Consider the following 25,534-nt stretch of genomic DNA (forward strand, 5'->3'; position numbering starts at 1 on the left):
CCGTCGGTTCCCGGAAGGTGGGGGCGGGGACGCCCGCGGAACCGGACCGCCGCACCGGGGGAGCCCCGTGACCCGCCCCGAACCGACCGGAGACAATGGACCCCGTGCGCTACCGCATCCTCGGCACCACCCAGGCGCTCCGCCCGGACGGCACCCCCCTCTCCGTCGGCGGGGCGCGGCTGCGCGCGCTGCTGACCGTACTGGCCCTGCGAGCCGGGCGGCCGGTGCCCGCGAGCCTGCTGGTGGAGGAGGTGTGGGCCGGGGACCCGCCCGCCGACGCGCCGGGCGCGCTGCAGGCGCTGGTCGGGCGGCTGCGCCGGGTCCTCGGCGCTTCCGCGGTGGCCTCCGTCGACGGCGGCTACCGGCTCGCCGCCGCGCCCGACGCGGTCGACCTGCACCGGTTCGAGCGGCTGACCGGTGACGGCCTGCGCGCCCTCGCCGACGGCGACCCCGCGAAGGCGGCCGTCCTCCTCGACGACGCCCTGGCCCTGTGGCAGGAACCGGCCCTCGCCGACCTGCCCGACCGCGCCTCGGAGGCCGCCCGCCGGGAGGCCCGCCGCCTCGACGCCGTCCGCGCCCGCCACACCGCCGCCCTCGCCCTCGGCCACGGCGAGCAGTCGCTGCCCGAGCTGACCGCCCTGTGCGACGCGCACCCCCTGGACGAGCCGCTCCAGGCACTGCGGCTGCGCGCCCTGCGCGACGCCGGCCGCACCGCCGAGGCGCTGACCGCCTACGAGGACGTGCGCCGGCTGCTGGCCGACCGGCTGGGCTCGGACCCGGGGCCCGAACTGCGCGCACTGCACGGCGAGTTGCTGGACCCCGGTGAGCAGCCGCCGCCGGCCGGGCCCGCCCCGGCCCCCGCCGCCCCGGCCCCCGCCGACCCGGTCCCCGCCCCGCGCCCCGGCAACCTCCGCGCCCGCCTCACCTCCTTCGTCGGGCGCGAGGACGACATCGAGGCCATCCGGGAGGACCTCGCCGCCGCACGGCTCGTCACGCTGCTGGGGCCCGGGGGCGCCGGCAAGACGCGGCTGTCGCAGGAGGCCGCCGAGGCCGTACGGGACGGCCTCCCCGACGGCGTGTGGCTGGCCGAACTGGCGCCGGTCGCCGACCCGGACGCCGTACCGCAGGCCGTCCTCACCGCCGTCGGGGCCCGCGAGACCGTGCTGTACGGCGCCGGCGCCGAGGAGATGCGGGCCGCCGGGGAACGCCACGACGACCCCGTGGAACGGCTCGTCGAGCACTGCGCCCGGCGCCGCATGCTGATCGTCCTGGACAACTGCGAGCACGTCGTCGAGGCCGCCGCCCGCCTCGCCGAGGAACTGCTCGCCCACTGCCCCGGGCTGACGGTCCTCGCCACGAGCCGCGAACCCCTCGGCGTGGCCGGCGAGGTGCTGCGTCCCGTGGAGCCGCTGCCGGAGCCGGTCGCGCTGCGGCTGCTCGCCGACCGGGGCGCGGCCGCCCGGCCCGGTTTCCGGGTCGACGCCGACGAGGAGACCGCGGCGGCCTGCGCCGAGATCTGCCGCCGTCTGGACGGCCTGCCGCTCGCCATCGAGCTGGCCGCCGCGCGCCTGCGGATGCTGTCCCCCCGGCAGATCGCGGACCGCCTGGACGACCGCTTCCGGCTCCTCACCTCCGGCAGCCGCACCGTCCTGCCCCGCCAGCAGACCCTGCGGGCCGTCGTCGACTGGTCCTGGGACCTGCTCGACGAGGACGAACGCGAGGTCCTCGGCCGGCTGTCGGTGTTCGCCCGGGGCTGCGACCTGGCCGCCGCCGAGGCCGTGTGCGGCCCGGCCGCCCTGGACGTGCTCGGCTCCCTCGTGGACAAGTCGCTGGTCGTGGCCGCCCCCGTCGCCGGCGGCGCGATGCGCTACCGGCTCCTGGAGACCGTCGCCGAGTACGCGGGCGAACGCCTCGACGAGTCCGGCGGGCGCCCCTCGGCCGAGCGCGCGCACCTGACGTACTACCGCGAACTCGCCCGCACCACCGACCCGTTGCTGCGCGGCCCCGGACAGCGCGCCGCCATCGGCCTGCTCCAGCTGGAGTACGAGAACCTGCGCACCGCACTGCGCCGGGCCGTCGCCGCGCGCGACGAGCAGGAGGCGCTGTGCCTCGTCCTCTCCCTCGTCGTCTACTGGCAGATGCGCGACCTGCGCATCGAGGCCCGCACCTGGTGCGGCGAGGTCATGGCCCTGGGCCCCGACCCCTTCGCCGAGCCGGTCCGCCCCGCGGCCCCGGTGTGGAAGCCCTGCACCGACGCCCCGCCGCCGATGAGCGGCGAGGTCCTCGCCGAGGCCCGGCGCGGTGTCCACCTCGCCCACCTCGCCTGCATGGACACCGAACCGGAGGCCTGGGAGAGCCCGGCGGCCCAGGCCAAGCTGCGGGCGATCGCCGACGCCTACCAGCCCGGCCTGCCGCAGACCTGCCGCGCCCCCGGCCTGCTCTGGTTCTACGCCGTGATGCTCAGCGGGAACACGGAACGCATCCACCGCATCGTCGACGCCAACATCCGCACCTGCCGCGAGACGCCCGGCTACGACTGGGAGCTCGGCACCTGTCTGCACCTGCGCGCCAACCTCCTGGCGAACCGCGCCGACCTGGCCGGCGACGCGGCCCGGGACGCCGACGAGTCGCTGGAGATCTTCCGCCGCCTCGGTGACGCGTGGGGCACCGCCGAGGCCCTCTCCGCCCGCGCCGAGGCGCACGAGCGGATGGGCTCCTACCGCGCGGCCGCCGCCGACTACGAGGAGGCGCTCGTGCACGCCGAACGGCTCGGCGCCCGCGCCCAGCTGACGGTGCTCGGGGCCCGGCTGGGCAGCGCGCTGCTGGAGGCCGGCGACGAGGAGCGCGGCGAGCGCCTCCTGCGCGAGGTGGTGGAGCGGACGGACGGCACGTTCGACGAGGCCATGCCCGCCGCCCGGATCTTCCTCGCCGGCTGGCTCGGCACGACCGGCCGGCGCGCGGAGGCCCGCGAACAACTGCGCCGGCTGCGTCAGGAGATGGGCCGCACGCGCTTCCTCGTCTTCGACGCCTTCATCCTGGGCGCCGAGGCCTGGCTGGAGGCGATCGACGGCCACCACGAGGCGGCCCGGCCCCTCATCCGGGAGGCACTCCAGCGGGCCGGCGACCCGCTGTCCCTGGCCATCGCCCCGCCGTTGCGCTCCTACTTCCTGAACATCGCCGCCATCGCCCTCACCGGCGACGACGACGGCGGCGCCACGGCCGCCGCCCGCTGTCTCGGCACCGCCGACGGCCTGCTCCCGCCCGGGCACGTGGCCCCGCGCATGGAGCGCGAGTGTCGGGAGCTGGCCGAGACCCGGGCCCGGTCCGCGCTCGGCGACGAGGCCTACGAGACCGCGTACGCCGAGGGCGGCGGCCTCTCCTACGAGGAGGCCACCGCCCTGGTGTGAGCGCCGCGCGGCACGGCCGCCGTCAGCTCTTCGTGCGGAACTTGTGGATCGCGACCGGCGCCATCACCGCCGTGATCGCCACCGACCAGCCCAGGGTCACCCACAGGTCGTGGGCGACCGGGCCGCCCACCATCAGTCCGCGGGCCGCGTCGGCGAGCGTGGACAGCGGGTTGTAGTCGGTGAACGCCTGCAGCCAGCCCGGCATCGACGCGGTCGGAGCGAAGATCGACGAGCCGAACTGGAGCGGGAACAGCACCAGGAAGCCCATCGCCTGCACGGACTGCGCGCTCTTCATGATCACGCCCAGGGTGAGGAACACCCACATGATCGACGAGGCGAACACCGTGGACAGGCCCACGGCCGCGAACAGGCCGGGCCAGCTGTCGATGTCGAAACCGACCAGCACGGAGACGACCATCAGCAGGGTCGTCGCGAACAGCATCCGCAGCAGCTCGACGGAGATCTTCGCGAACAGCACCGAACCCCGGCCGATCGGCAGCGACCGGAAGCGGTCCATGACGCCGGAGTTGAAGTCCTGGCTGAAGCCGGTGCCGACGCCCTGGGACAGCGTCATGCTCATCATCGCGATCATGCCGGGGATGACGTACTGCACGTAGCCGTCCTGCCCGCCGCCCAGGGCCTGCCCGATCGAGCCGCCGAAGACGTACACGAACAGCAGGGTGAAGACGACCGGCATCAGCACCGCGTCGGCCATCGACTCCGGGTCCTGCCGGATCCACAGCAGGTTGCGGCGGACGAGGGCGCCGGTGTGGCGCAGGTGGCCGCGCAGCGGGATGCGGGCGTCGGCGGCGGGGGCCGTGGCAGTCGCGGTGCTCATACGGCGACCTCCTCGCGGGTGTCGGCGGGCGTGGCGTCCTGCGGGGCACTGGCGCGGTGGCCGGTGAGGGACAGGAACACCTCGTCCAGGCTGGGCAGTTCGGTGGTGACGGAGGAGAGCGTGATGCCGCGCGCGGTGACGGCGCCGACCACGGCGGTCAGCTGCTCGTCGCTGAGGATCGGCACCAGGACGCAGCCGCGCTCCGGGTCGACGGTGGTGGTGGCGAGCCCGGTGACGCCCAGCTCGTCGATCCAGCCGGCGAGCGGCCGCAGCTGTGCGGGGTCGGCCGGGCGCACCCGCAGCGTCCGGCCGCCGACCTTCGCCTTCAGCTCCTCGACGGCGCCGTTCGCGATGACCTTGCCGCGGTCGACCACGGTCAGCTCGGAGGCGAGCTGCTCGGCCTCCTCCATGTACTGGGTGGTGAGCAGGACGGTGACGCCGTCGCCGACCATCCGCTCGACCTCGTCCCACACCTCGTTGCGGGTGCGCGGGTCCAGGCCGGTGGTGGGCTCGTCGAGATAGAGCACGGCCGGCCGGCCGATCATCGAGGCGGCGAGGTCCAGGCGCCGCCGCATGCCGCCGGAGTAGGTGCTCGCGGGGCGCTTCGCCGCCTCGGTGAGCGAGAAGCGCTCCAGCAGCTCGTCGGCCCGGGCGCGGGCGTCCCTGCGCGACAGGTCGAGCAGCCGGCCGATCATGTAGAGGTTCTCCCAGCCGGGGAGCTTCTCGTCCACGGAGGCGTACTGGCCGGTGAGCCCGATCACCCGGCGCAGCTGCCGGGGCTGGTGCACGACGTCGTACCCGGCGACGGTCGCCCGGCCGGCGTCGGGGGTGAGGAGGGTGGACAGGATCCGCACGAGGGTGGTCTTCCCGGCGCCGTTCGGTCCGAGGACACCCATCACGGTGCCCTCCCGCACGTCCAGGTCGACTCCGTCCAGTGCCTTGGTCTCGCCGTAGTGCTTGACGAGTCCCCGTACGGTGACGGCACTTCCGGCGCCGTCGGGGTTCTTGTCGATTCGCGTCATGGGGACGACGTTGTCAGCGCCCACCGACAAACGGCCTACAGGCCACCGACAGGGGCCTGCAGGTCACCGACAGGGAGCCGCGGACCGCCGACAGGGGGCGGCCGCAGGAGGTCCGGGGACGAAAGAAGGCAGCCCGCCGACGGGGGAAGATCGGCGGGCTGCCCTGTGCGGGGTTGGCTCAGTGGACCGAGTGCTGGTCCTGGGGGAACGTTCCGTCGACGACGTCCTCGGCGAACGCCTTCGCCGCGCCGGTCATGACCTCACGCAGGTCGGCGTACTGCTTCACGAACTTCGGGACGCGGCCGCCGGTGAGTCCCAGCATGTCCGTCCACACCAGCACCTGCGCGTCCGTCTGCGGGCCGGCCCCGATCCCGACCGTCGGGATGTGCAGCACGCGCGTCACCTCGGCCGCCAGCTCCGCCGGCACCAGCTCCAGCACGACCGCGAACGCCCCCGCGTCCTGGACCGCCTTGGCGTCGCGCAGCAGCTGCGCCGCCGCCTCCTCGCCGCGCCCCTGCACCCGGTACCCCATGGCGTTGACCGACTGCGGGGTCAGGCCGATGTGCGCCATCACCGGGATGCCGGACTCCACCAGCAGCTCGATCTGCCGGTGCGAGCGCTCGCCGCCCTCCAGCTTCACGGCGCCGGCCCCGGCCTCCTTGACCAGCCGGGTCGCGCTGCGCAGCGCCTGGACGGGGCCCTCCTGGTACGAGCCGAAGGGCAGGTCGGCGACGATCAGGGCGCGCCGGGTGCCCCGGACGACCGCCGCCGACAGCATGGTCATCTCGTCGAGGGTGACGGGCACGGTCGTCTCGTACCCGAGGTGGCAGTTGCCCGCCGAGTCGCCGACGAGGAGGACCGGGATGCCGGCCTCGTCGAAGACGGACGCGGTCATCGCGTCGTACGCGGTGAGCATGGGCCACTTCTCGCCGCGCTCCTTGGCGAGCGCGATGTCGCGGACGGTGACACGGCGGGTGCCCTTCCCCCCGTACAGCGCCTTGCTGCCGTCGGAGGGTTTCGTCTGGGCAGCCGAAAGCTGCGTCATGGCAACGGCTCCTTACGTCATCTCGAGGCGCCCTCACGGCGTCCCCGGACCGCCTCCATGGTGGCACCTCGTGCCAAGGAGGGCCAGAGCGCCCCCCGTGTGGCCAAGACCTCACCGCCGGACCCCGGGAGGCGACGGTGCCGGGCTCCGGCAAGGCAGGGGTAAAGGAACCCGAAAGAGAAGCGAAAGAATTCCGATACGAGACGGTCTCGTATCGGAATTCTCCTAGGCTCGGAGGCATGACCACTCCCACCGTCCCGCCGACGCCCCGCATACCGGAAACGGTGCACCGGCGCCGCTGGGCGATCCTCGGCGTGCTGATGCTGAGCCTGCTGATCGTCGTCCTCGACAACTCGATCCTGAACGTCGCGATCAAGACCATCTCCACCCCCGCCCCCACCGGCCTGGGCGCCACCCAGAGCGAGCTGGAGTGGGCGATCAACTCCTACACGCTGGTCTTCGCCGGCCTGCTGTTCTCCGCCGGTCTGCTCGGCGACCGCTTCGGCCGCAAGAAGGTCCTGCTCGGCGGCCTCGCCGTGTTCGGCGTCGGCTCCGCGCTCGCCGCCGAGTCCGGCTCGCCCGCCCAGCTCATCGCCTTCCGCGCGCTGATGGCCCTCGGCGCCGCGTTCGTGATGCCCGCGACCCTGGCCGTCCTCATGAACGTCTTCGAACGCGAGGAGCAGCCCAAGGCGATCGGCATCTGGGCCGGCGGCGTCGGGCTCGCCATCGCCATCGGCCCCATCACCGGCGGTCTCCTCCTCGACCACTTCTGGTGGGGCTCGGTCTTCCTCGTCAACGTGCCGATCGTGCTCCTCGCCGTCGCGCTGATGCTGTGGCTGGTGCCCGACTCCCGCGACCCGAACCCCGGCCGGATCGACCCCGCCGGCGTCGTCCTGTCGGTCGTCGGCCTGGTCCTGCTCGTCTACGGCATCATCAAGGGCGGCGAACTCGCCGACTTCACCGATCCGGCCGTGCTGTCGACGATCTGCGCGGGCCTGGTCGTCCTCGCCGCGTTCGTGGTCCTCGAGAAGCGCAGCGACCACCCGTCCATCGACGTCACCCACTTCAAGAACAAGGTGTTCTCGGCCGCGATCGCCGTCATCGCGCTGGTCTTCTTCGCGTTGATGGGCGTCACCTTCTTCTCGGTCTTCTACACCCAGAGCGTGCGCGGCTACACGCCGCTGCAGACCGGTCTGCTGATGCTGCCGCTGGCCGCCGCCCAGATGGCCTTCGCGCCGCGGGCCCGGCTCGTCGTCGACCGCTTCGGCATCAAGGCCACGACGACGACCGCCATGCTGGTCATCGCGGCGACCCTGGTGGCGTTCGCCACGCTGGACGAGAACACGCCGATCTGGCTCCTGGAGGCCGTCTTCTTCTGCATGGGCGCCGGCATGGCGCACATCATGACCCCGACCAGCGTCGTGATCATGCAGGCCCTGCCCCGCGAGAAGGCCGGCTCCGCCTCCGCCCTCAGCAACACCTTCCGTCAGGTCGGCGGCGCGCTCGGCATCGCCGTCCTCGGCTCCGTGCTGTCGACGTCGTACCGGGGCGGCATCGAGGACGACCTCGGTGCGCTGCCGGCCGGGCTGCGCGAGACGGCGGGGGAGTCCATCGAGGCGACCCTGGGCGTCGCGGCGAAGCTCGGGGCCCGGGGCGGCGCGCTGGTCGAGCCGGCCGACGCGGCGTTCCTGCACGCGATGCACGTCACCGCCCTGTGGGGAGCGGGGGTGGCGGTCGTCGGCGCCGTCGTCGTGGGCGTCTTCCTGCCCGGCAGGACGAAGGAGCCCCGGCCGGCCCCGGCGGAGGAATTGGCCGAAGCCGGGTCGTGAACACCGCTTTGGGGCGTGCGGCTGAGCGACAATCGCCCCAGCGCGACGAAGGGACGGACGGACATGAGCCTCACGGACGGCGGCACGGGCGTGGAGCAGCCCGCGCGAGGGCGACCCCGCAGTGAGGCCGTGGAACGAGCCATCATCGAGGGCGCGATGAAGCTGCTGGAGGACGGGGTCCCGCTCGGTGAGGTGTCCATCGAGCGGATCGCCCGGACCGCCGGCGTCGGCAAGGCCACCATCTACCGCCGCTGGAGCGGCAAGGAGGAACTCTTCGTCGACGTCCTGCGGGCCGCCGAACCGGAGGACCCCGAACTCCCCGGCACCTCCGTGCGCGACGACCTGATCGTGCTCCTGGAGACGCTGCGCCGGCGCGGACTGGCCACCCGCTCCTCGGCGATCCTGCACAACGTCCGCGCGCAGATGAAGAGCAGCCCCAGGATCTGGACGGCCTACCAGAACACGGTCGTCGCCCCCCGCCGCCGGATCGGCCTCGAGATCCTGCGCCGCGGCCAGGAGAACGGCGAGCTGCGCGCCGACCTCGACCGCGAGCTGATGTACGACATCGTCGTCGGCCCGATGCTCGTGCGGACCGTCCTCCAGCCCGGCGCCGACCTCGGCGAGGGCCTGGCGGAGAGGATGGTCGACGCGCTGCTCAGCGGTCTACGCCCCGTCAGTTCCGGGAACGTTCCACGCTGATGTGCGCGTTTCGTCACAGACCGGTCCTCGTGACCGCGGCCCGGAACCCCTGACGCGGGCCCGTTCGTCCTCGTGCCCGTACGGCCGTCCCAGGACGGCGGGATCCGAGCCGATCATCCCCTAGGGTCGTACACACGGGGGACGAACGGTGTGCACGGCAGGCAGTGAGGCGACGGTATGGCGCAGCAGGCGTACATGACGGAGACGGACAACGGCGGCCCGGGGCCCGGGCGCCGTCGCACCCGGCTTCGACGCCTGATCGGACGTCTGGCCGCGCGGTTGTCCGCGGGCTGGCGCGGCGATCCGCGCATCTGGCGCCGCGGCATCGTGGCGGCCGCGCTCGCGCTGGCGCTCTCCCTGGTGCTGGTGCTGCACTCGCGCATCCCGAACCGCTTCGGCAACCTCGGCAGCCTCACGGAGACGTTCCTGCCGTGGCTGGGCCTGCTCGTCCCGCTGCTGTTCGTGCTCGCGCTGGTGCGCAGGTCGGCGACCGCGCTGATCGCGGTGATCCTCCCGGCCGTGGTCTGGCTGAACCTCTTCGGCGGTCTGCTCACCGACAAGACCGGCAGCGGCGGCGACCTCACCGTCGCCACGCACAACGTCAACGCCGACAACGCCGATCCGTCCGGCACCGCCCGCGACGTGGCCGCGTCCGGCGCGGACGTGCTGGCCCTGGAGGAGCTGACCGCCTCGGCGGTGCCGGTGTACGAGAAGGCGCTGGCGCCGACGTACAAGTACCACTCGGTGCGGGGCACGGTCGGGCTGTGGAGCAAGTACCCGGTGAGCGGCGTGGCGGACGTCGACATCAAGCTGGGCTGGGTCCGCGCGATGCGGGCGACCGTCACGACCCCGGAGGGGCCGGTCGCCTTCTACGTCGCCCACCTGCCCTCCGTCCGCGTCAAGCTCCAGGCCGGGTTCACCGCCCGCCAGCGCGACAAGAGCGCGGACGCGCTGGGCGAGGCGATCGCCGCCGACCCGCTGAGCCGCAAGATCCTGCTCGGCGACCTCAACGGCACGATGAACGACCGCTCCCTCAACGCCGTCACCTCCCAGATGCGTTCGGCCCAGGGCGCGGCGGGCAGCGGCATGGGCTTCAGCTGGCCGGCGTCGTTCCCGATGGCGCGCATCGACCAGATCATGGTGACGGGCGTCGAACCGGTCACCTCGTGGACCCTGCCGGAGACCGGCAGCGACCACCTGCCGGTCGCGGCCCGCGTGAAGGTCACCTCGCCGTAACCCTGTGGAATACCGGGTCGGGCACAGTTTGTTCCGTGACTGAACATAGTGCTCCTATGATGAGCGCGACCCCTCCCGGAAAGGCACAGGCTTCCCCATGCCCCTGGCCCTGCTAGCCCTGGCCGTGGGTGCCTTCGGCATCGGCACCACCGAGTTCGTGATCATGGGCCTGTTGCCCGAGGTCGCGGACGACCTGCACATATCGATCCCGACCGCCGGGCACCTGGTCTCCGCCTACGCCCTCGGCGTCGTCATCGGCGCCCCGCTGCTGGCGGCGGTGACGGCGCGGATGCGGCGCCGCGCGCTGCTGGTGTCGCTGATGGCGCTGTTCGTCGCCGGCAACGCGCTGTCGGCGCTCGCGCCCGGTTACGACTCGCTCCTGGCCGCCCGCTTCCTCAGCGGTCTTCCGCACGGCGCCTTCTTCGGCGTGGGCGCGGTGGTCGCCACCGGCCTGGTCGCGCCCGAGCGCAAGGCGCGCTCGGTGTCGCTGATGTTCCTCGGCCTGACGGTCGCCAACATCGCCGGCGTCCCGGTCGCCACGCTCGTGGGCCAGCACCTGGGCTGGCGCGTGACGTTCCTGGGCGTGAGCGCGATCGGCCTGGCGGCGATCGCCTCGCTGATGCTGCTGATCCCGCGCGAGGTGACCGGAGCGCCGGCCTCGGGCCTGCGCGGCGAACTGCGGGCCCTGAAGTCGCTGCCGGTCTGGCTGGCGCTGGGCACGACGGTGGCGGGCTTCGGCGCGCTGTTCTCCGCGTACAGCTACATCACGCCGATGCTGACCGACGCGGCCGGTTACGCCGGCTCCAGCGTGACGCTGCTGCTCGCCCTGTTCGGCGTGGGCGCGACGATCGGCAACCTGCTGGGCGGACGCCTCGCCGACCACGCGATGCGCCGCACCCTGTTCGCGGGCCTGATCTCCCTCGCGGCCGTCCTGGCGCTCTTCCCCGTCCTGATGCGCGCCCAGTGGAGCGGCGCCCTCGCGGTCGTCCTCCTCGGCGTCGCCGCCTTCGTCGCGGGCAACCCGCTCAACCTGATGGTCATGGAGAAGGCGACGTCGGCCCCTTCCCTGGCCTCCTCCGCCAACCAGGCCGCCTTCAACCTCGCCAACGCCGGCGGCGCCTGGATCGGCGGCCTCGCCCTCGCGGCCGGCTTCGGCGTCACGTCCCCCGCACTGGCGGGCGCGGCCCTCGCGGCGCTGGGCCTGGCGGTGGCGGGCGCGGCCTACGCCGTGGACCGCCACCGAGCCACCACCGCCCCCACCGGCCGCGAACGAATCATCGCCACGCACGTCCCGGAAACGACGGAGGCGGGCGCACACCACTGACACCCCCGGATTCCTGCCGGGGCGCCCCCGTCCGCCCGGCAGGAATCCGAGACGAACCCCCGTCCGCCCTCCGCGGGACCGGGGGGAAGCCCGGTCCCGCAGGGGCGCGGGGAACTGCGCGACCGGTCACGACGGACGCGCGGTCGGTCAGTGGGAGCGCCTCGCACGGCGCTTCGAGGCCGGTGCCGGGTCGGCCTGGCGCCCCCGTCGGGGCAGCCGGCCGGGATCGGGGGGAAGCCCGGTCCCGCAGGGGCGCGGGGAACTGCGCGACCGGCCGCGACGGACGCGCGGTCGGCCTGAAGCACTGTCCCGTACGGCGCGTCGAATCCCCCGCCGGGGGCGGCCCGACGCCCGTCCGGCAGGGCAGCGCACCCGGGGTCCGGGGCGGAGCCCCGGGGGCGGGCACCTCTCGGCCCGCCGAGTCGGGCGGGCGGGTGGGCGAACGCCCCCCTACTCGACGTCGTCGAACCGCGCCAGCTCCCGCAACCACGCCGTCGCCGAGCTGTCCGACGGCGCCCGCCAGTCACCGCGCGGCGAGAGCGAACCCCCGGCCGACACCTTCGGCCCGTTGGGCATCGCCGACCGCTTGAACTGCGCGAACGCGAAGAAGCGACGGCAGAACACCTCCAGCCACCGCCGGATCTCGGGCAGGTCGTACGCCACCCGCTTGGCCGCCGGGAAGCCCGGCGGCCAGGCCCCGGCCTCCGCGTCGTGCCAGGCGTGCCAGGCCAGGAAGGCGATCTTCGACGGCCGGAAGCCGTACCGCAGCACGTGGAAGAGCGTGAAGTCGTGCAGCGCGTACGGGCCGATCTTCGACTCGGTGGACTGCATCTCCTCGCCCGGCACGAGCTCCGGGCTGATCTCGGTGTCGAGGATCGCGGCGAGCGTCCGGCCGGTCTCCTCGTCGAACTGCCCGCTGCTGATGACCCAGCGGATCAGGTGCTGGATCAGCGTCTTCGGCACGCCCGAGTTGACGTTGTAGTGGCTCATCTGGTCGCCCACGCCGTACGTGGACCAGCCGAGCGCCAGCTCCGACAGGTCGCCGGTGCCGAGCACGATGCCGCCGCGCTGGTTGGCGAGCCGGAACAGGTAGTCGGTGCGCAGTCCGGCCTGCACGTTCTCGAAGGTGACGTCGTACACCGGCTCGCCGGAGGAGAACGGGTGGCCCATCTCCTTCAGCATCAGCCGTGCCGTCGGCGTGATGTCCAGCTCGGCCGCGGTGACGCCGAGCGAGTTCATCAGCTTGTGGGCGTTGTCCTTGGTGTGGTCGCTGGTGGCGAAGCCGGGCAGGGTCCAGGCCAGGATGTCGCTGCGCGGGCGGCCCGCGCGGTCCATCGCGCGGGCGGCGACGATCAGCGCGTGCGTCGAGTCCAGGCCGCCGGACACCCCGATGACCACCTTGGGGCCGCCGATCGCCGCGAGGCGCTGCTGGAGGCCCTCGACCTGGATGTTGTACGCCTCGAAGCAGTCCAGGGCGAGGCGGTCGGGGTCGGCCGGCACGAACGGGAAGCGCTCCAGGCGGCGGCGCAGCCCCAGGTCGGTCGCCGGCGGATCCAGCTCGAAGGCGACCGTCCGGAAATCGCCGGTGCGCGCGCGGTGCGTGCGGCGGTTGTCGTCGAACGTGCCCATCCGCTGCCGCTCCTGCCGCAGCAGGTCGAGGTCCACGTCGGCGATCGCGTACTCGTCGCCGAGCGGGAAGCGCTCGGTCTCGGCCAGCAGCACGCCGTTCTCGTAGATCATCGTCTGGCCGTCCCAGGACAGGTCGGTGGTCGACTCGCCCAGGCCGGCCGCCGCGTAGACGTACGCGGCGAGGCAGCGCGAGGACGCCGAACGGCACAGCAGCCTGCGGTCCTCGGCCCGCCCGACCGTGATCGGGCTGCCCGAGAGGTTCACCAGGACGGTCGCACCGGCGAGGGCCGCCTCCGCGCTCGGCGGCACCGGCACCCACATGTCCTCGCAGATCTCCGCGTGCAGCACGAGGCCGGGGACGTCGTCCGCCGCGAACAGCAGGTCCACGCCGAACGGCACGGCCGCGCCGCCGACCCGGATCGACCCGCCGCGCTCGTCGGCGCCGTCGCCGATCTGCCGGCGCTCGTAGAACTCCCGGTAGTTCGGCGGGTACGACTTGGGCACGACACCGAGGACCCGGCCGCGGTGCACGACGACCGCGCAGTTGTAGATCCGGTTGCGGTGGCGCAGCGGGGCGCCGACGACGAGGACCGGCAGCAGCTCGGCGGACCCCGCCACCACCTCCTGGAGCGCCCCCTCGACCTGGTCGAGCAGCGCGTCCTGGAGCAGCAGGTCCTCGATGGAGTAGCCGCACAGTCCCATCTCCGGGAAGACGGCGACGGCGACCCCTTCCTCCGCGCACCGGCGTGCGTGGCGCAGGACCGCTTCGGCGTTGGCATGCGGGTCCGCGATGACGGTGTGGCCCGTGCACGCGGCGACGCGTGCGAAGCCGTGCTGATAGATCGACCAGAAGTTCAACGGAGGCACGCGGGTCAGTGTAATCGTCAGAGCGACACGATGGGGTGGCGCGGGGTGTCGCGCGTCCCCGGGACCGCCGCTCCTCACGAACGCGGCGCGGCCCCGCGGGACTTGAGCATGTCCGCCATCAGCTGGATCTCCGACCGCTGCGCGTCGACCATGCCCTGCGCGAGCCGTTTCTCCACCCGGACCGTGCACTTGGCGACGCAGCCCTCGGCCATGTGGACGCCGCCCCGGTGATGGTCCGTCATCAGCTGGAGGAAGAAGACCTCCGCCTGCTCGCCGTCGAGGGTGCCGAGCTTCTTCATCTCGGCGTCGGTGGCCATGCCCGGCATCAGCGCGCCGTCCTCGCCGGAGGCCATGCCGCTCATGCCCATCCAGGCCATCGGCTCCTGCGAGGACACCTTCGGCAGCCCCCACAGGTCCAGCCAGCCCAGCATCATGCCGCGCTGGTTGGCCTGCGTCTGCGCGATGTCGTAGGCGAGCCGCCGCACCTCCACGTCGGTGGTGCGGTCGCGCACGACGTACGACATCTCGACGGCCTGCTGGTGGTGCACCGCCATGTCCCGGGCGAAGCCGGCGTCCGCCGAACCGGCGGCCGGGACCCCGGGGCCGTCGTCCCCGGCGACGGAGCAGCCGATCGCCCCGGCCGCGACCAGCACCCCGGCCACGGCCACGGCGACTCCCGCGTACCTCACTGCGACAGACCGCCCGTGCACGCGGCGCCCGGCTCGGGCGTCTGCTCGCCCTGCACGAACTTCTCGAAGAACTTGTCCACGTTCGGGTCGCTCGCGCCGGTCACCGTGCGCTGGTGCCCCCACGCGGTGAGCACGATCGGGTCGGCCTGCTTCTCGTCCGGGCTCATGAACGTGTACGGCGTCTTCCCGACCTTCGCCGCCAGCGCGTCGACGTCGGCCTTCGGGGCCTTGTCGGTGTACGTCACCCACACCGCGCCGTGCTCGAGCGAGTGCACGGCGTTCATGTTGTCCAGCGCCTTGGTGTAGACGTCGCCGTCGCAGTTCATCCACACCTGGTGGTGGTCGCCGCCGACCGGGGGCTCGACCGGGTACGTCACGGTCTTGGTGACATGGGTGCGGCCGAGCGTGCCCTTCCAGGTCTTCACGCCGTCCGCGCCGGTGACGAACTTCCCCGAGGTCGCCTTCGCGTCGGTGGAGGAGCCGTCGTCCGACTGCGACTGCACCAGGAAGACGGTTCCGGCGACCAGCCCGGCGACCACGACGACGCTCGCCGTGACGGTGAGCAGACGGTTGCGCCGCTCACGCGCCTGCTCGGCTCGCCGCATCTCCTCTATGCGCGCCTTGCGCGCCGCGTTGGTGCTGTTCTTGGCGGAACCCATGGGGCCTGTCCTTCGGGAAGGGGGCGGACGGTGGGGCGTGCGGGACGTTCGGGTCCGCTGATCGTAAGGGGGACGCAGGGGGATCTCGTAGGCAGGTCACAGCCAAGAGGGGAACCGACAGGGAAGCGACAGGGAGGGGACGCGAAGGGCGGTCCGGGGGACGGGCGAAGGGGACGCGGGCGGCGCGACGTGCGGACCGCGGGGGACGACGGACCGGCCGCGGAGAAATTTGAACGCCGGATGCCTATTATCTACCCTTCCCTCCATGCGGCTCTTGCGATCCACCGACCTGGCGCTGCGCGTGCTGATGCGGCTCGCGGTGGCGGACGGGACCACGCCCACGACGCGTGACGTGGCCGCCGCGATGGCGGTCCCCTACACCCACGCGGCCAAGATCGTGGCCGAGCTCCAGCGCATGGGCCTGCTGGCCGCCCGCCGCGGCCGGGGCGGCGGCCTCGCCCTGACCGAGAAGGGCCGTACGGCGTCCGTGGGCGCCGTCGTCCGTGCCTTCGAGGGCGACGGCGACGTGGTCGACTGCGAGGGCGGCGCGGCCCCCTGCCCCCTGAGCTCCGCCTGCCGCCTGCGGGGCGCCCTGCGCCGGGCCCAGGAGGCCTTCTACGCGTCGCTCGACCCGCTCACCGTGTCGGACGTGGTGGCGGAGCCGACGGGACCGTTGCTGCTGGGGATCCCCAGGATCGTCTGACGGCGGGGGCCGCGCCGGAACCGCTGCGGCGGCTCCCGTGCGGCCGGCCGGAGGCGGCCCCGGTGCGGGGGCCGCCTCCGGCCGGCGCCGGCGAAGCCCCCGCGCTCCCGTGGACGACGGCGTCAGCCGGCCGCCAGCCAGAGGTCCGGGCCGAACACCTCGTAGTGGATGTCGGCCGCGCGCACGCCCTTGGCGAGGAGCTGTTCGCGGACCGCGCGCATGAAGGGGAGCGGACCGCACAGGTACGCGCGCGTGCCGGGGTGGACGGCGACGTCCGTGAGGTCGGCGAGGCCGGTGCGGGCGCCCTGCGGGGCGTCCTGCTCGTACCAGAGGTGGACGGCGGCGTCCGGGAGCTTCGCGGCGTACGCCTCGTGGTCCACGCGCAGGGCGTGGGCCGCGGGGGAACGGTCGGCGTGGACGACGGTGACCGGGGCGCGGTGGTCCGTGGCCGCGAGGTGGGCCAGCATCGCGGTCATCGGGGTCACGCCGATGCCGGCCGAGGCCAGCAGCAGCGGGGTGTCCTCGGCGCCGGACAGGACGAGGTCGCCGTACGGCTCGGAGAGCTCCAGGACGCCGCCCTCGTGCACGCGCGCGTGGAGGTGGTTCGAGACCTCGCCGTCCGGGGCCGCGGCGTCGTGGACGCGCTTCACGCTGATCTGGCGGACGGACGTGCCCGGCGCGCCGGACAGGCTGTACTGGCGGATCTGGCGGGCGCCGTCGGGCAGTTCGGTGCGGACGGAGACGTACTGGCCGGGGAGGAAGTCGCGGACCGGGCCGCCGTCGGCGGGACGGAGGCGGAACGTGACGACGTCGGGCGTCTCCACGACGCGCTCCACGACCTCCCAGGGCCGCCAGGCGTGACCCTCCCGCTCCTCGTACAGCCGCTTCTCGATCGCGATCAGCGCGTTCGCCATCAGCCAGTAGACCTCGTCCCAGGCCGCCGCGACCTCGGGGGTGACCGCCTCGCCGAGGACGCCGGCGATGGCGGCGAACAGGTGCTGGTGGACGACCTCGTACTGCTCGGGGGCCACGCCGAGCGAGGCGTGTTTGTGGGCGATGCGGGCGAGCATCGCGTCCGGGCGGACGTCCGGGCGCTCGACCAGGTGCGTGGCGAAGGCGGCGATCGAGCCGGCCAGGGCCTGGCGCTGGGTGCCGGCGGCCTGGTTGCCGCGGTTGAACAGGTCGCGCAGCAGGTCGGGGTGGGCGGCGAACAGGCCGGAGTAGAAGCGCTCGGTGATCTCGCCGATGGCCGCTCCGACGACGGGGAGCGTGGCGCGGACGGTCGCCGCGGACTGCTCGGACAGCATGGGGCCTCCTCGGGGCGCGTGCCGGGCCGTGGGCGGCGTCCGGCGGTCGGCACGCTAGTAAAAGTTGCATCTGAGATGCAAATTAATGGGGGAGGAGAGGTGAGGGCCGGGCGTTACGGATGTCAGTCCGAACAGGCAAGATGGGCAGCAGAGCGGTACACCCGCCGTGCACGGGGCGTTCAGGCCGCAGTCGCCGCGGCGATCAAGGTCCGCAACGCGCATGAAATGCTGTTGTGGTGGGATGCTCAGGTGCCCGACCGCCTCCCGTGGGACGGGGGACAGGCGGCCTGACCAGCAAGGATGGGGAAGCGGAAGATGGACAAGCAGCAGGAGTTCGTGCTCCGGACGTTGGAGGAGCGCGACATCCGGTTCGTACGCCTGTGGTTCACGGACGTGCTGGGCTTCCTCAAGTCCGTCGCCGTGGCCCCGGCCGAACTCGAGCAGGCGTTCGACGAGGGCATCGGCTTCGACGGCTCCGCGATCGAGGGCTTCGCCCGGGTCTACGAGTCCGACATGATCGCCAAGCCGGACCCCTCCACCTTCCAGGTCCTGCCCTGGCGCGCCGAGGCCCCCGGCACCGCCCGCATGTTCTGCGACATCCTCATGCCGGACGGCTCCCCCTCCTTCGCCGACCCGCGGTACGTGCTCAAGCGCGCCCTCGCCCGCACCTCCGACCTGGGCTTCACCTTCTACACCCACCCCGAGATCGAGTTCTTCCTGCTGAAGGACCGCCCGCTCGACGGCTCCCGGCCGACGCCCGCCGACAACTCCGGCTACTTCGACCACACCCCGCAGAACATCGGCATGGACTTCCGCCGGCAGGCGATCACCATGCTGGAGTCGATGGGCATCTCGGTCGAGTTCTCCCACCACGAGGGCGCCCCCGGCCAGCAGGAGATCGACCTGCGCTACGCCGACGCGCTGTCGACCGCCGACAACATCATGACGTTCCGCCTGGTGATGAAGCAGGTGGCGCTCGAGCAGGGCGTCCAGGCGACCTTCATGCCCAAGCCCTTCTCCGAGTATCCGGGCTCCGGCATGCACACCCACCTCTCCCTCTTCGAGGGCGACCGCAACGCGTTCTACGAGTCCGGCGCCGAGTACCAGCTCTCCAAGGTCGGCCGCTCCTTCATCGCGGGCCTGCTGCGGCACGCGGCGGAGATCTCGGCGGTCACCAACCAGTGGGTCAACTCCTACAAGCGCATCTGGGGCGGCTCGGAACGCACCGCGGGCGCCGGCGGCGAGGCCCCGTCGTACATCTGCTGGGGCCACAACAACCGCTCGGCCCTGGTCCGGGTGCCGATGTACAAGCCCGGCAAGACGGGCTCGGCGCGCGTGGAGGTCCGCTCCCTCGACTCCGGCGCCAACCCCTACCTGGCCTACGCCCTGCTCCTCGCGGCCGGCCTCAAGGGCATCGAGGAGGGCTACGAACTCCCGCCGGGGGCGGAGGACGACGTCTGGGCCCTCTCCGACGCGGAACGCCGCGCGCTCGGCATCGAGCCCCTGCCGCAGAACCTGGGCGAGGCCCTGGCCCTGATGCAGCGCAGCGACCTGGCCGCCGAAACCCTCGGCGAGCACGTCTTCGACTTCTTCCTGCGCAACAAGAAGCAGGAGTGGGAGGAGTACCGGTCGGAGGTCACGGCGTTCGAACTGCGCAAGAACCTGCCCGTTCTCTGAGGCACTCCCGCACACCGGGGCCGGCGGTCGTCGACCGCCGGCCCCGGCTGCTGTGCGCGCCCCTTCGCCCCACCGGAACGGAATCTGGCATTCCGTAACTGCACAGAACCTTGCCAGTCGCTCGGGTGCGGTCCTACTGTCGCGGCAGACCGGAAGAAAGCGCTTTCTCGCCGATGGGTCCGGCCCACCCCGCCCCTCTCATCGGTCTAAATGTCATGCCCATGACATTGGGCAATCCCATGACTTCAGAGGACGAAAGGCGAGACGAGAATGAAACGATCAGTCGCCGTGCGGCTCTCCGCTTTACTGGCCACGGGAGCCCTCGCGGCCGCGACCGGCATGGCCCTGTCCACGTCCACCGCGTCCGCGGCGACCGGTGGAGTCACCGGCTACGCGACCCAGAACGGCGGGACCACCGGCGGCGCGGGCGGGCAGACGGTCCGCGCCACCACCGGCACCGCGATCCACCAGGCCCTGTGCGGCCGGGCCAGCAGTTCCACCCCGATCGTCATCCAGGTCGAGGGCACCATCAACCACGGCAACACCGCCAAGGTGTCGGGCAGCAGCTGCAACACCGCGGCCGGCGTGATCGAGCTCAAGCAGATCAGCAACGTCACCATCGTCGGCGTCGGGAACGGTGCCGTCTTCGACCAGCTGGGCATCCACATCCGGGAGTCCAGCAACATCATCATCCAGAACGTGACCGTCCGGAACGTCAAGAAGTCCGGCTCGCCCACGTCCAACGGCGGAGACGCCATCGGCATGGAGAGCGACGTCCGCAACGTCTGGGTCGACCACGCCACGCTGGAGGCGTCGGGCGGCGAGTCGGAGGGCTACGACGGCCTGTTCGACATGAAGGACAACACGCAGTACGTCACGCTGTCCTACAGCACCCTGCGCAACTCCGGCCGCGGCGGCCTGATCGGCTCCAGCGAGAGCGACCGCTCGAACAGCTACATCACGTTCCACCACAACCTGTACGAGAACATCGACTCCCGCGCGCCCCTGCTGCGCGGCGGCGTCGCGCACATGTACAACAACCACTACAAGAGCCTGAACGAGTCCGGCATCAACTCCCGGGCCGGCGCCCGCGCCAAGGTGGACAACAACTACTTCGAGGACTCCAAGGACGTCCTCGGCACCTTCTACACCACCGAGGCCGGCTACTGGCAGGTCAGCGGCAACGTCTTCGACAACGTGACCTGGTCCTCGCGCAGCAGCGACCACAACCCGGCCGGGCCCGACCCGACGTCGAACACCTCGGTGAGCATCCCGTACGCGTACACCCTCGACGCGGCCGGCTGCGTGCCGAGCGTGGTGAGCCAGACGGCGGGCGCCAACAAGGGCCTGAAGGTCTCGGACGGCAGCTGCACCCCGCAGAGCCCGGGCCCGACCAGCCCCGGCCCGACCAGCCCCGGCCCGACCAGCCCGGGCCCGACCAGCCCCGGCCCGACGAACCCGCCCACCGGGACCAACCTCAGCCTCGGCGCGGGCGCGGACGGCTCCTCCAAGGCCTCCGGGACGAGCTACGGCAACGTCATCGACGGCAGCACGAGCACGTACTGGTCGCCGTCCGGCTCCACCGGCTCCGTCTCGGTCAAGTGGGGCTCCGCCACCACGGTCTCCAAGATCAACATCCGTGAGGCGTCGGGCTCCACGGGCGCCATCGGCTCCTACCGCGTCATCAACCAGGACACGGGCGCCGTCCTGGCCTCCGGCAGCGGAGCGGGCGTCATCAGCTTCGCCCAGACCTCCCTGAAGAAGATCACCTTCGAGATCACCGGCTCGTCCGGCACCCCCAGGGTCGCCGAGTTCGAGACGTACGCGAGCTGACGCCCGCCGGGGGCCGTCGTCATGGCGGCCCCCGGCACCAGCCGGAGCGACGGGCCGCGAAGCGGGTCCGTGCGGCCGACGTGAGGGCGGGGCGAGGGCCGTCCGGGGCCCGGGGCCGCCCGGCGCCCGGCGCCCGGTGGCCGTCCAGGGCCCGGGCATCCCGGACGGGGACGGTGCCGGTGGAAGTCCCCCGCCCGGTCGGCGCCGCTCGCCGGGAGCGGGATCACGTCGGGGGTCATGGAACTCCGGCCTCCTTCGGCGAGCACGGCGTCGGCCGAGCCGCCCCCGACGACCCGGGAGCGCCTCCCCGCCGCCGGGCGGCCCGCCCCGGGCCGGGAGTCCGCACTCCGGCTAGGCTCATGGCCGTACGACCCAGATCCGAGGCACGAGGGAGACCGGGGATGACGTCGGCGCCGGGGCGCAGGAGCAGTACCTTCACACGGCTGCTGCGGCACGGCTTCACCGACCCCTCCGCCGCCGAACGGCTCCTGGACAGCGACGAGCTCTCCCCGCTGCGCAACGACCCCGTGCTGCTGGAAGCCCTGGGCCGGACCGCCGACCCCGACCTCGCGCTGCACGGCCTGGTGCGGCTGCTGGAGGCGCAGCCCGGCGCCACCGCCCGGCGCGAACTGCTCGACACGGTGACCGCGGCCAAGCCGCTGCGGGACCGGCTGCTCGGGGTGCTCGGCGCGTCCGCCGCGCTCGCCGACCACCTGGCCCGGCACCCGCGGGACTGGGAGGCGCTCGTCACGTACGAGCCGCGCGACCTCCACCCGGGGGTGGAGGAGTTCGAACGCGGGCTCGCCGAGGCCACCGACGCGGTGTCGCTGCGCGTCGCCTACCGGCGCTGCCTGCTGGCCATCGCCGCCCGCGACGTGTGCGGCACCACCGACGTCGCCCAGACCGCGGCCGAGCTCGCCGACCTCGCCACCGCCACGCTGCGGGCCGCGCTCGGCCTCGCGGGCGCCGCGGCGCCCGACGACGCCGCGCTGTGCCGGCTCGCCGTGATCGCGATGGGCAAGTGCGGGGGACACGAGCTCAACTACGTGTCCGACGTCGACGTCATCTTCGTGGCGGAGTCCGTCGAGGGGGCCGACGAGGACAAGGCCCTGCGGGCCGCCACCAGGCTGGCCTCGCACATGATGCGGATCTGCTCGGAGAGCACGGTCGAGGGGTCCATCTGGCCCGTCGACGCCAACCTGCGGCCCGAGGGACGCAACGGGCCCCTGGTCCGTACCCTCAGCAGTCATCTGGCCTACTACCAGCGCTGGGCCAAGACCTGGGAGTTCCAGGCCCTGCTCAAGGCCCGGCCGGTCGCCGGGGACCTCGCGCTGGGCGAGGAGTACGTCGCCGCCGTCGAGCCGCTCGTGTGGCAGGCCGCCGAACGCGAGAACTTCGTCGCCGACGTGCAGAAGATGCGGCGGCGGGTCGTCGAGAACATCCCCGTCGCCGAGATCGAGCGCGAGCTGAAGCTCGGGCCGGGAGGCCTGCGGGACGTCGAGTTCGCCGTGCAGCTGCTCCAGCTGGTGCACGGGCGGGCCGACGCCTCCCTGCGCAGCGGCACGACGCTCGACGCGCTGCAGGCCCTGGCCGCGGGCGGCTACGTGGGCCGCGCCGACGCCGTGCAGCTCGACGAGGCGTACCGGTTCCTGCGGTCGATGGAGCACCGCATCCAGCTCTACCGGCTGCGGCGCACCCACCTCGTACCGGAGGGGGAGGCCGACCAGCGCCGGCTCGGACGGTCGCTGGGGCTGCGCGCCGACCCCGTGGGCGAACTGAACCGCGAGTGGAAGCGGCACGCCGCCGTCGTGCGGCGGCTGCACGAGAAGCTGTTCTACCGGCCGCTGCTCGACGCGGTCGCCCAGCTGCCCTCCGGCGAGGTGCGGCTGAGCAGCGCCGCGGCACGGGAGCGGATGGTGGCGCTCGGCTACGCCGACCCCGCCGCCGCGCTGCGGCACCTGGAGGCGCTCGCCTCCGGCGTCACGCGCAAGGCGGCGATCCAGCGGACGCTGCTGCCGGTGCTGCTCGGGTGGTTCGCCGACTCCGCCGACCCGGACGCCGGGCTGCTCAACTTCCGCAAGGTGTCGGACGCGCTGGGCAAGACGCCCTGGTACCTGCGGCTGCTGCGGGACGAGGGGGCGGCCGCGGAGAACCTCGCACGGGTGCTGTCCGCCGGGCGGCTCGCGCCCGACCTGCTGATGCGGGCCCCCGAGGCGGTCGCGTTGCTCGGCGACGGCGACGGGAACGGCGGGGGCCTGGAGCCGCGCGGGCGGCAGCACCTGGAGCAGGAGATCCTCGCGACGGTCGGACGGGCCGGCAACGGCGAACAGGCGGTCACGGCGGTCCGCGGCGTCCGGCGCCGCGAGCTGTTCCGCACGTCCGCCGCCGACATCGTCAGCTCCTACGGCACCGAGACGCAGCCCGCCGAGCCGGATCAGGGGGCCCTCGTCGACCGGGTCGGCTCCGCCGTGTCGAACCTGACGGCCGCGACGCTGGCCGGAACCCTGCGGGCCGTGGTGCGCGACGGCTGGGGGGACACCCTGCCCACCCGGTTCGCCGTCATCGGCATGGGACGCTTCGGGGGCCACGAACTGGGTTACGGGTCCGACGCGGACGTGCTGTTCGTGCACGAGCCGCAGGACGGCGTCGACGAGCGGGAGGCGGCCCGGGCCGCGGGCCGGGTCGTCGCCGAGATGCGGCGGCTGCTGCAGATGCCCAGCGCCGACCCGCCGCTGCTGATCGACGCGGACCTGCGGCCCGAGGGGAAGTCCGGGCCGCTGGTGCGGACGCTGAAGTCGTACGAGGCCTACTACCGGCGGTGGTCGCTGGTGTGGGAGTCGCAGGCGCTGCTGCGGGCGGAACCCGTCGCCGGGGACGAGGAGCTGGGGCGGCGGTTCGTCGAGCTCGTCGACCCGCTGCGGTACCCGGAGCGGGGGCTGGGGGAGGAGGCCGTGCGGGAGATCCGGCGGCTGAAGGCGCGGATGGAGTCGGAGCGGTTGCCGCGGGGGGCCGATCCCAAGCTGCACACCAAGCTCGGGCCGGGGGGACTGTCCGACGTGGAGTGGACCGTGCAGTTGCTGCAGCTGCGGCACGGGTGGGAGCTGGCCGGGCTGCGGACGACCCGGACCCGTACGGCGCTGACCGCCGCGCGGGAGGCCGGGCTGCTGTCCGCGGAGGACGCGGGGATCCTGGACGAGGCGTGGGTGCTGGCCACGCGCGTGCGGAACGCGGTGATGCTGGTGCGGGGGCGGGCCGGGGACACGTTTCCGTCGGACGGGCGGGAGGTGGCGGCGGTGGGGAGGTACCTGGGGTACGGGCCCGGGCACGTGGGGGACATGCTGGACGACTACCGGCGTACCGCTCGGCGGGCTCGGGGAGTGGTGGAGGAGTTGTTCTACGGGGGGTAGGGGGTCACTCCGCCTGCCGGGGGTGCCGTCACGCCTGCGGGTGGGTGCCTGCGGGTGGGCGGCTTCCGGTGGGCGCCTGCGGGTGGGGGGTGGGTCGGGGTCGTAGCGGTGCGGCGAGCCCGTCGCGCGTTGGGCGTACTGCTGCTTGCTGCCACGGTGCACGTCGGCTGTGACGAGCTGAGCGACGGGCTCCAGCCGCACCGCCACGACCCGCTCCCGCCGTCTCGCGGGTGCGGCAGCGTGGTGGCTGCGCCGTCTCGGCCGGTCCGCTTGTGCTGTCTTGCGGGTGCGGGTGCGGGTGCGGGTGCGGGTGCGGGTGCGTGGTGGCTGCGCCGTGTCGACCGGCCTGCTCCCGCCGGCTTGCGGGTGCGGCAGCGTGGTGGCTGCGCCGTGTCGGCCGGTCCGCTTGTGCTGTCTTGCGGGTGCGGGTGCGTGGTGGTTGCGCCGTCTCGGGCGGTCCGCTTCTGCTGTCTTGGGCGGGGTGGGATTCAGGCCTGTTTGGGGAGCAAGGGGGGTGGTGTCTGGTGTGTCGGTATGGTTCTCGGCAGGGTGTACGGCAGGGAGCCGTACCAGAGGCGGGTCACCGTGAAGCCGAAGGCCAGGCAGAGCAGGCCGCCCACCGCGTCCAGCCAGAAGTGGTTCGCCGTGGCGACGATGACCACCAGGGTGGCCGCCGGGTAGAGCAGGCCCAGGACGCGGACCCAGGGGACCGTGGCCAGGGCGAAGATCGTCAGGCCGCACCACAGGGACCAGCCGATGTGCATGGACGGCATCGCGGCGTACTGGTTCGACATGTTCTTCAGGTCGCCGGAGGCCATCGAACCCCAGGTCTGGTGGACCACGACCGTGTCGACGAAGTCGGCGCCGTTCATGAGGCGCGGCGGTGCCAGGGGATACAGGTAGTAGCCGACCAGGGCCACGCCCGTGGTGGCGAAGAGGACCATGCGGGTGGCCGCGTAACGGCCCGGATGGGAGCGGTAGAGCCACACCAGGACGCCGAGCGTCACCACGAAGTGCAGCGTGGCGTAGTAGTAGTTCATGCCGATGATGAGCCAAGTCACCGAGTTCGCGGCATGGTTGACCGACTGTTCCACGGCGATGCCCAGCTGGTGCTCGGCCCTCCAGATCCAGTCGGCGTTGCGCAGGGCCTCGGCCTTCTGCTCCGGGACCGCGTTGCGGATCAGCGAGTACGTCCAGTAACTCACCGCGATCAGCAGGATCTCGAACCAGAGGCGGGGGCGACGGGGGGCGCGCAGCCGGTGCAACGGACCCGGAGGTCTCCCGGCCGTGACGGAGTGGGGAGCGGCCTCTTCACGGCCTCCCAGTGACGTCACGGTCGAATCACCCATGGACACAGAGTCTG

The 25,534-nt window shown here is 73.0% G+C and carries 17 protein-coding genes; 9 read left to right on the forward strand and 8 right to left on the reverse strand.

Features of this window, described 5'->3' with window-relative positions; genetic code table 11:
- Window positions 1–95: 95 nt before the first annotated feature.
- Complete coding sequence (locus ACH4F6_RS28520; RefSeq protein ID WP_397963230.1) at window positions 96–3,407, forward strand: BTAD domain-containing putative transcriptional regulator; 3,312 nt, start codon at window positions 96–98, stop codon at window positions 3,405–3,407.
- A gap of 22 nt (window positions 3,408–3,429) precedes the next feature.
- Here ACH4F6_RS28520 and ACH4F6_RS28525 read toward each other — a convergent pair whose 3' ends face one another.
- From ACH4F6_RS28525 to panB, 3 genes are all read right to left on the reverse strand, one after another.
- Complete coding sequence (locus ACH4F6_RS28525) at window positions 3,430–4,245, reverse strand: ABC transporter permease (RefSeq protein WP_397963231.1); 816 nt, start codon at window positions 4,243–4,245, stop codon at window positions 3,430–3,432.
- Window positions 4,242–5,267, reverse strand: a complete 1,026-nt coding sequence (locus ACH4F6_RS28530) for an ATP-binding cassette domain-containing protein (protein WP_397963232.1) — start codon at window positions 5,265–5,267, stop codon at window positions 4,242–4,244. Before ACH4F6_RS28530 ends, ACH4F6_RS28525 begins: the two co-directional genes overlap by 4 nt.
- Window positions 5,268–5,445: 178 nt before the next feature.
- Window positions 5,446–6,312 carry a 3-methyl-2-oxobutanoate hydroxymethyltransferase gene (panB, locus tag ACH4F6_RS28535; protein ID WP_397963233.1) on the reverse strand — a complete coding sequence of 289 codons (867 nt, stop codon included), beginning with the start codon at window positions 6,310–6,312 and terminating at the stop codon, window positions 5,446–5,448.
- 239 nt (window positions 6,313–6,551) lie between these two features.
- Here panB and ACH4F6_RS28540 point away from each other — a divergent pair, with 239 nt between their 5' ends.
- The 4 genes from ACH4F6_RS28540 (at window position 6,552) to ACH4F6_RS28555 (ending at window position 11,400) form a co-directional block, all read left to right on the forward strand.
- Window positions 6,552–8,141, forward strand: coding sequence for an MFS transporter (locus ACH4F6_RS28540; RefSeq protein WP_397963234.1), 1,590 nt, complete (start codon window positions 6,552–6,554; stop codon window positions 8,139–8,141).
- A 63-nt stretch (window positions 8,142–8,204) separates the two neighbouring features.
- Complete coding sequence (locus ACH4F6_RS28545; RefSeq protein WP_397963235.1) at window positions 8,205–8,840, forward strand: TetR/AcrR family transcriptional regulator; 636 nt, start codon at window positions 8,205–8,207, stop codon at window positions 8,838–8,840.
- Between the two features lie 177 nt (window positions 8,841–9,017).
- Window positions 9,018–10,076 (forward strand): endonuclease/exonuclease/phosphatase family protein, encoded by a 1,059-nt coding sequence (locus tag ACH4F6_RS28550; RefSeq protein WP_397963236.1) that lies wholly within the window; start codon window positions 9,018–9,020, stop codon window positions 10,074–10,076.
- 97 nt (window positions 10,077–10,173) lie between these two features.
- The gene (locus ACH4F6_RS28555) at window positions 10,174–11,400 is read left to right on the forward strand and encodes an MFS transporter (RefSeq protein WP_397963237.1); all 1,227 of its coding nucleotides are present in this window, start codon (window positions 10,174–10,176) and stop codon (window positions 11,398–11,400) included.
- 450 nt (window positions 11,401–11,850) lie between these two features.
- Here the strand turns inward: ACH4F6_RS28555 and ACH4F6_RS28560 are convergent, their stop codons facing one another.
- The 3 genes from ACH4F6_RS28560 to ACH4F6_RS28570 all read right to left on the reverse strand — a co-directional run bounded on the left by ACH4F6_RS28560 (window position 11,851) and on the right by ACH4F6_RS28570 (window position 15,244).
- Window positions 11,851–13,896: an NAD(+) synthase gene (locus tag ACH4F6_RS28560; protein ID WP_397963238.1), complete on the reverse strand. Its 2,046-nt coding sequence runs from the start codon at window positions 13,894–13,896 to the stop codon at window positions 11,851–11,853.
- 74 nt (window positions 13,897–13,970) lie between these two features.
- Window positions 13,971–14,585: a DUF305 domain-containing protein gene (locus ACH4F6_RS28565; protein ID WP_397963239.1), complete on the reverse strand. Its 615-nt coding sequence runs from the start codon at window positions 14,583–14,585 to the stop codon at window positions 13,971–13,973.
- Complete coding sequence (locus ACH4F6_RS28570) at window positions 14,582–15,244, reverse strand: DUF3105 domain-containing protein (RefSeq protein WP_397963240.1); 663 nt, start codon at window positions 15,242–15,244, stop codon at window positions 14,582–14,584. Before ACH4F6_RS28570 ends, ACH4F6_RS28565 begins: the two co-directional genes overlap by 4 nt.
- 265 nt (window positions 15,245–15,509) lie before the next feature.
- Here ACH4F6_RS28570 and ACH4F6_RS28575 point away from each other — a divergent pair, with 265 nt between their 5' ends.
- Complete coding sequence (locus ACH4F6_RS28575) at window positions 15,510–15,947, forward strand: RrF2 family transcriptional regulator (protein WP_397963241.1); 438 nt, start codon at window positions 15,510–15,512, stop codon at window positions 15,945–15,947.
- Window positions 15,948–16,069: 122 nt separating this feature from the next.
- Here the strand turns inward: ACH4F6_RS28575 and ACH4F6_RS28580 are convergent, their stop codons facing one another.
- Window positions 16,070–17,254, reverse strand: a complete 1,185-nt coding sequence (locus ACH4F6_RS28580; RefSeq protein ID WP_397963242.1) for a globin domain-containing protein — start codon at window positions 17,252–17,254, stop codon at window positions 16,070–16,072.
- Between the two features lie 315 nt (window positions 17,255–17,569).
- Between ACH4F6_RS28580 and glnA the strand changes: the two genes are divergently transcribed.
- The 3 genes from glnA (at window position 17,570) to ACH4F6_RS28595 (ending at window position 24,171) form a co-directional block, all read left to right on the forward strand.
- A complete protein-coding gene (glnA, locus tag ACH4F6_RS28585; RefSeq protein ID WP_397963243.1) occupies window positions 17,570–18,931 on the forward strand; it encodes a type I glutamate--ammonia ligase in 1,362 nt (453 codons plus the stop codon).
- Window positions 18,932–19,201: 270 nt separating this feature from the next.
- Window positions 19,202–20,764 carry a pectate lyase gene (locus ACH4F6_RS28590; RefSeq protein WP_397963244.1) on the forward strand — a complete coding sequence of 521 codons (1,563 nt, stop codon included), beginning with the start codon at window positions 19,202–19,204 and terminating at the stop codon, window positions 20,762–20,764.
- Between the two features lie 401 nt (window positions 20,765–21,165).
- Window positions 21,166–24,171: a bifunctional [glutamine synthetase] adenylyltransferase/[glutamine synthetase]-adenylyl-L-tyrosine phosphorylase gene (locus ACH4F6_RS28595; RefSeq protein WP_397963245.1), complete on the forward strand. Its 3,006-nt coding sequence runs from the start codon at window positions 21,166–21,168 to the stop codon at window positions 24,169–24,171.
- A gap of 488 nt (window positions 24,172–24,659) precedes the next feature.
- Here ACH4F6_RS28595 and ACH4F6_RS28600 read toward each other — a convergent pair whose 3' ends face one another.
- On the reverse strand, window positions 24,660–25,520 hold the full coding sequence (locus ACH4F6_RS28600) for a phosphatase PAP2 family protein (RefSeq protein WP_397963247.1): 861 nt from the start codon (window positions 25,518–25,520) through the stop codon (window positions 24,660–24,662).
- Between the last annotated feature and the right edge of the window lie 14 nt (window positions 25,521–25,534).

Origin of the sequence: Streptomyces sp. NPDC017936 (assembly GCF_044328485.1) — a bacterium.
Lineage (GTDB): Bacteria > Actinomycetota > Actinomycetes > Streptomycetales > Streptomycetaceae > Streptomyces.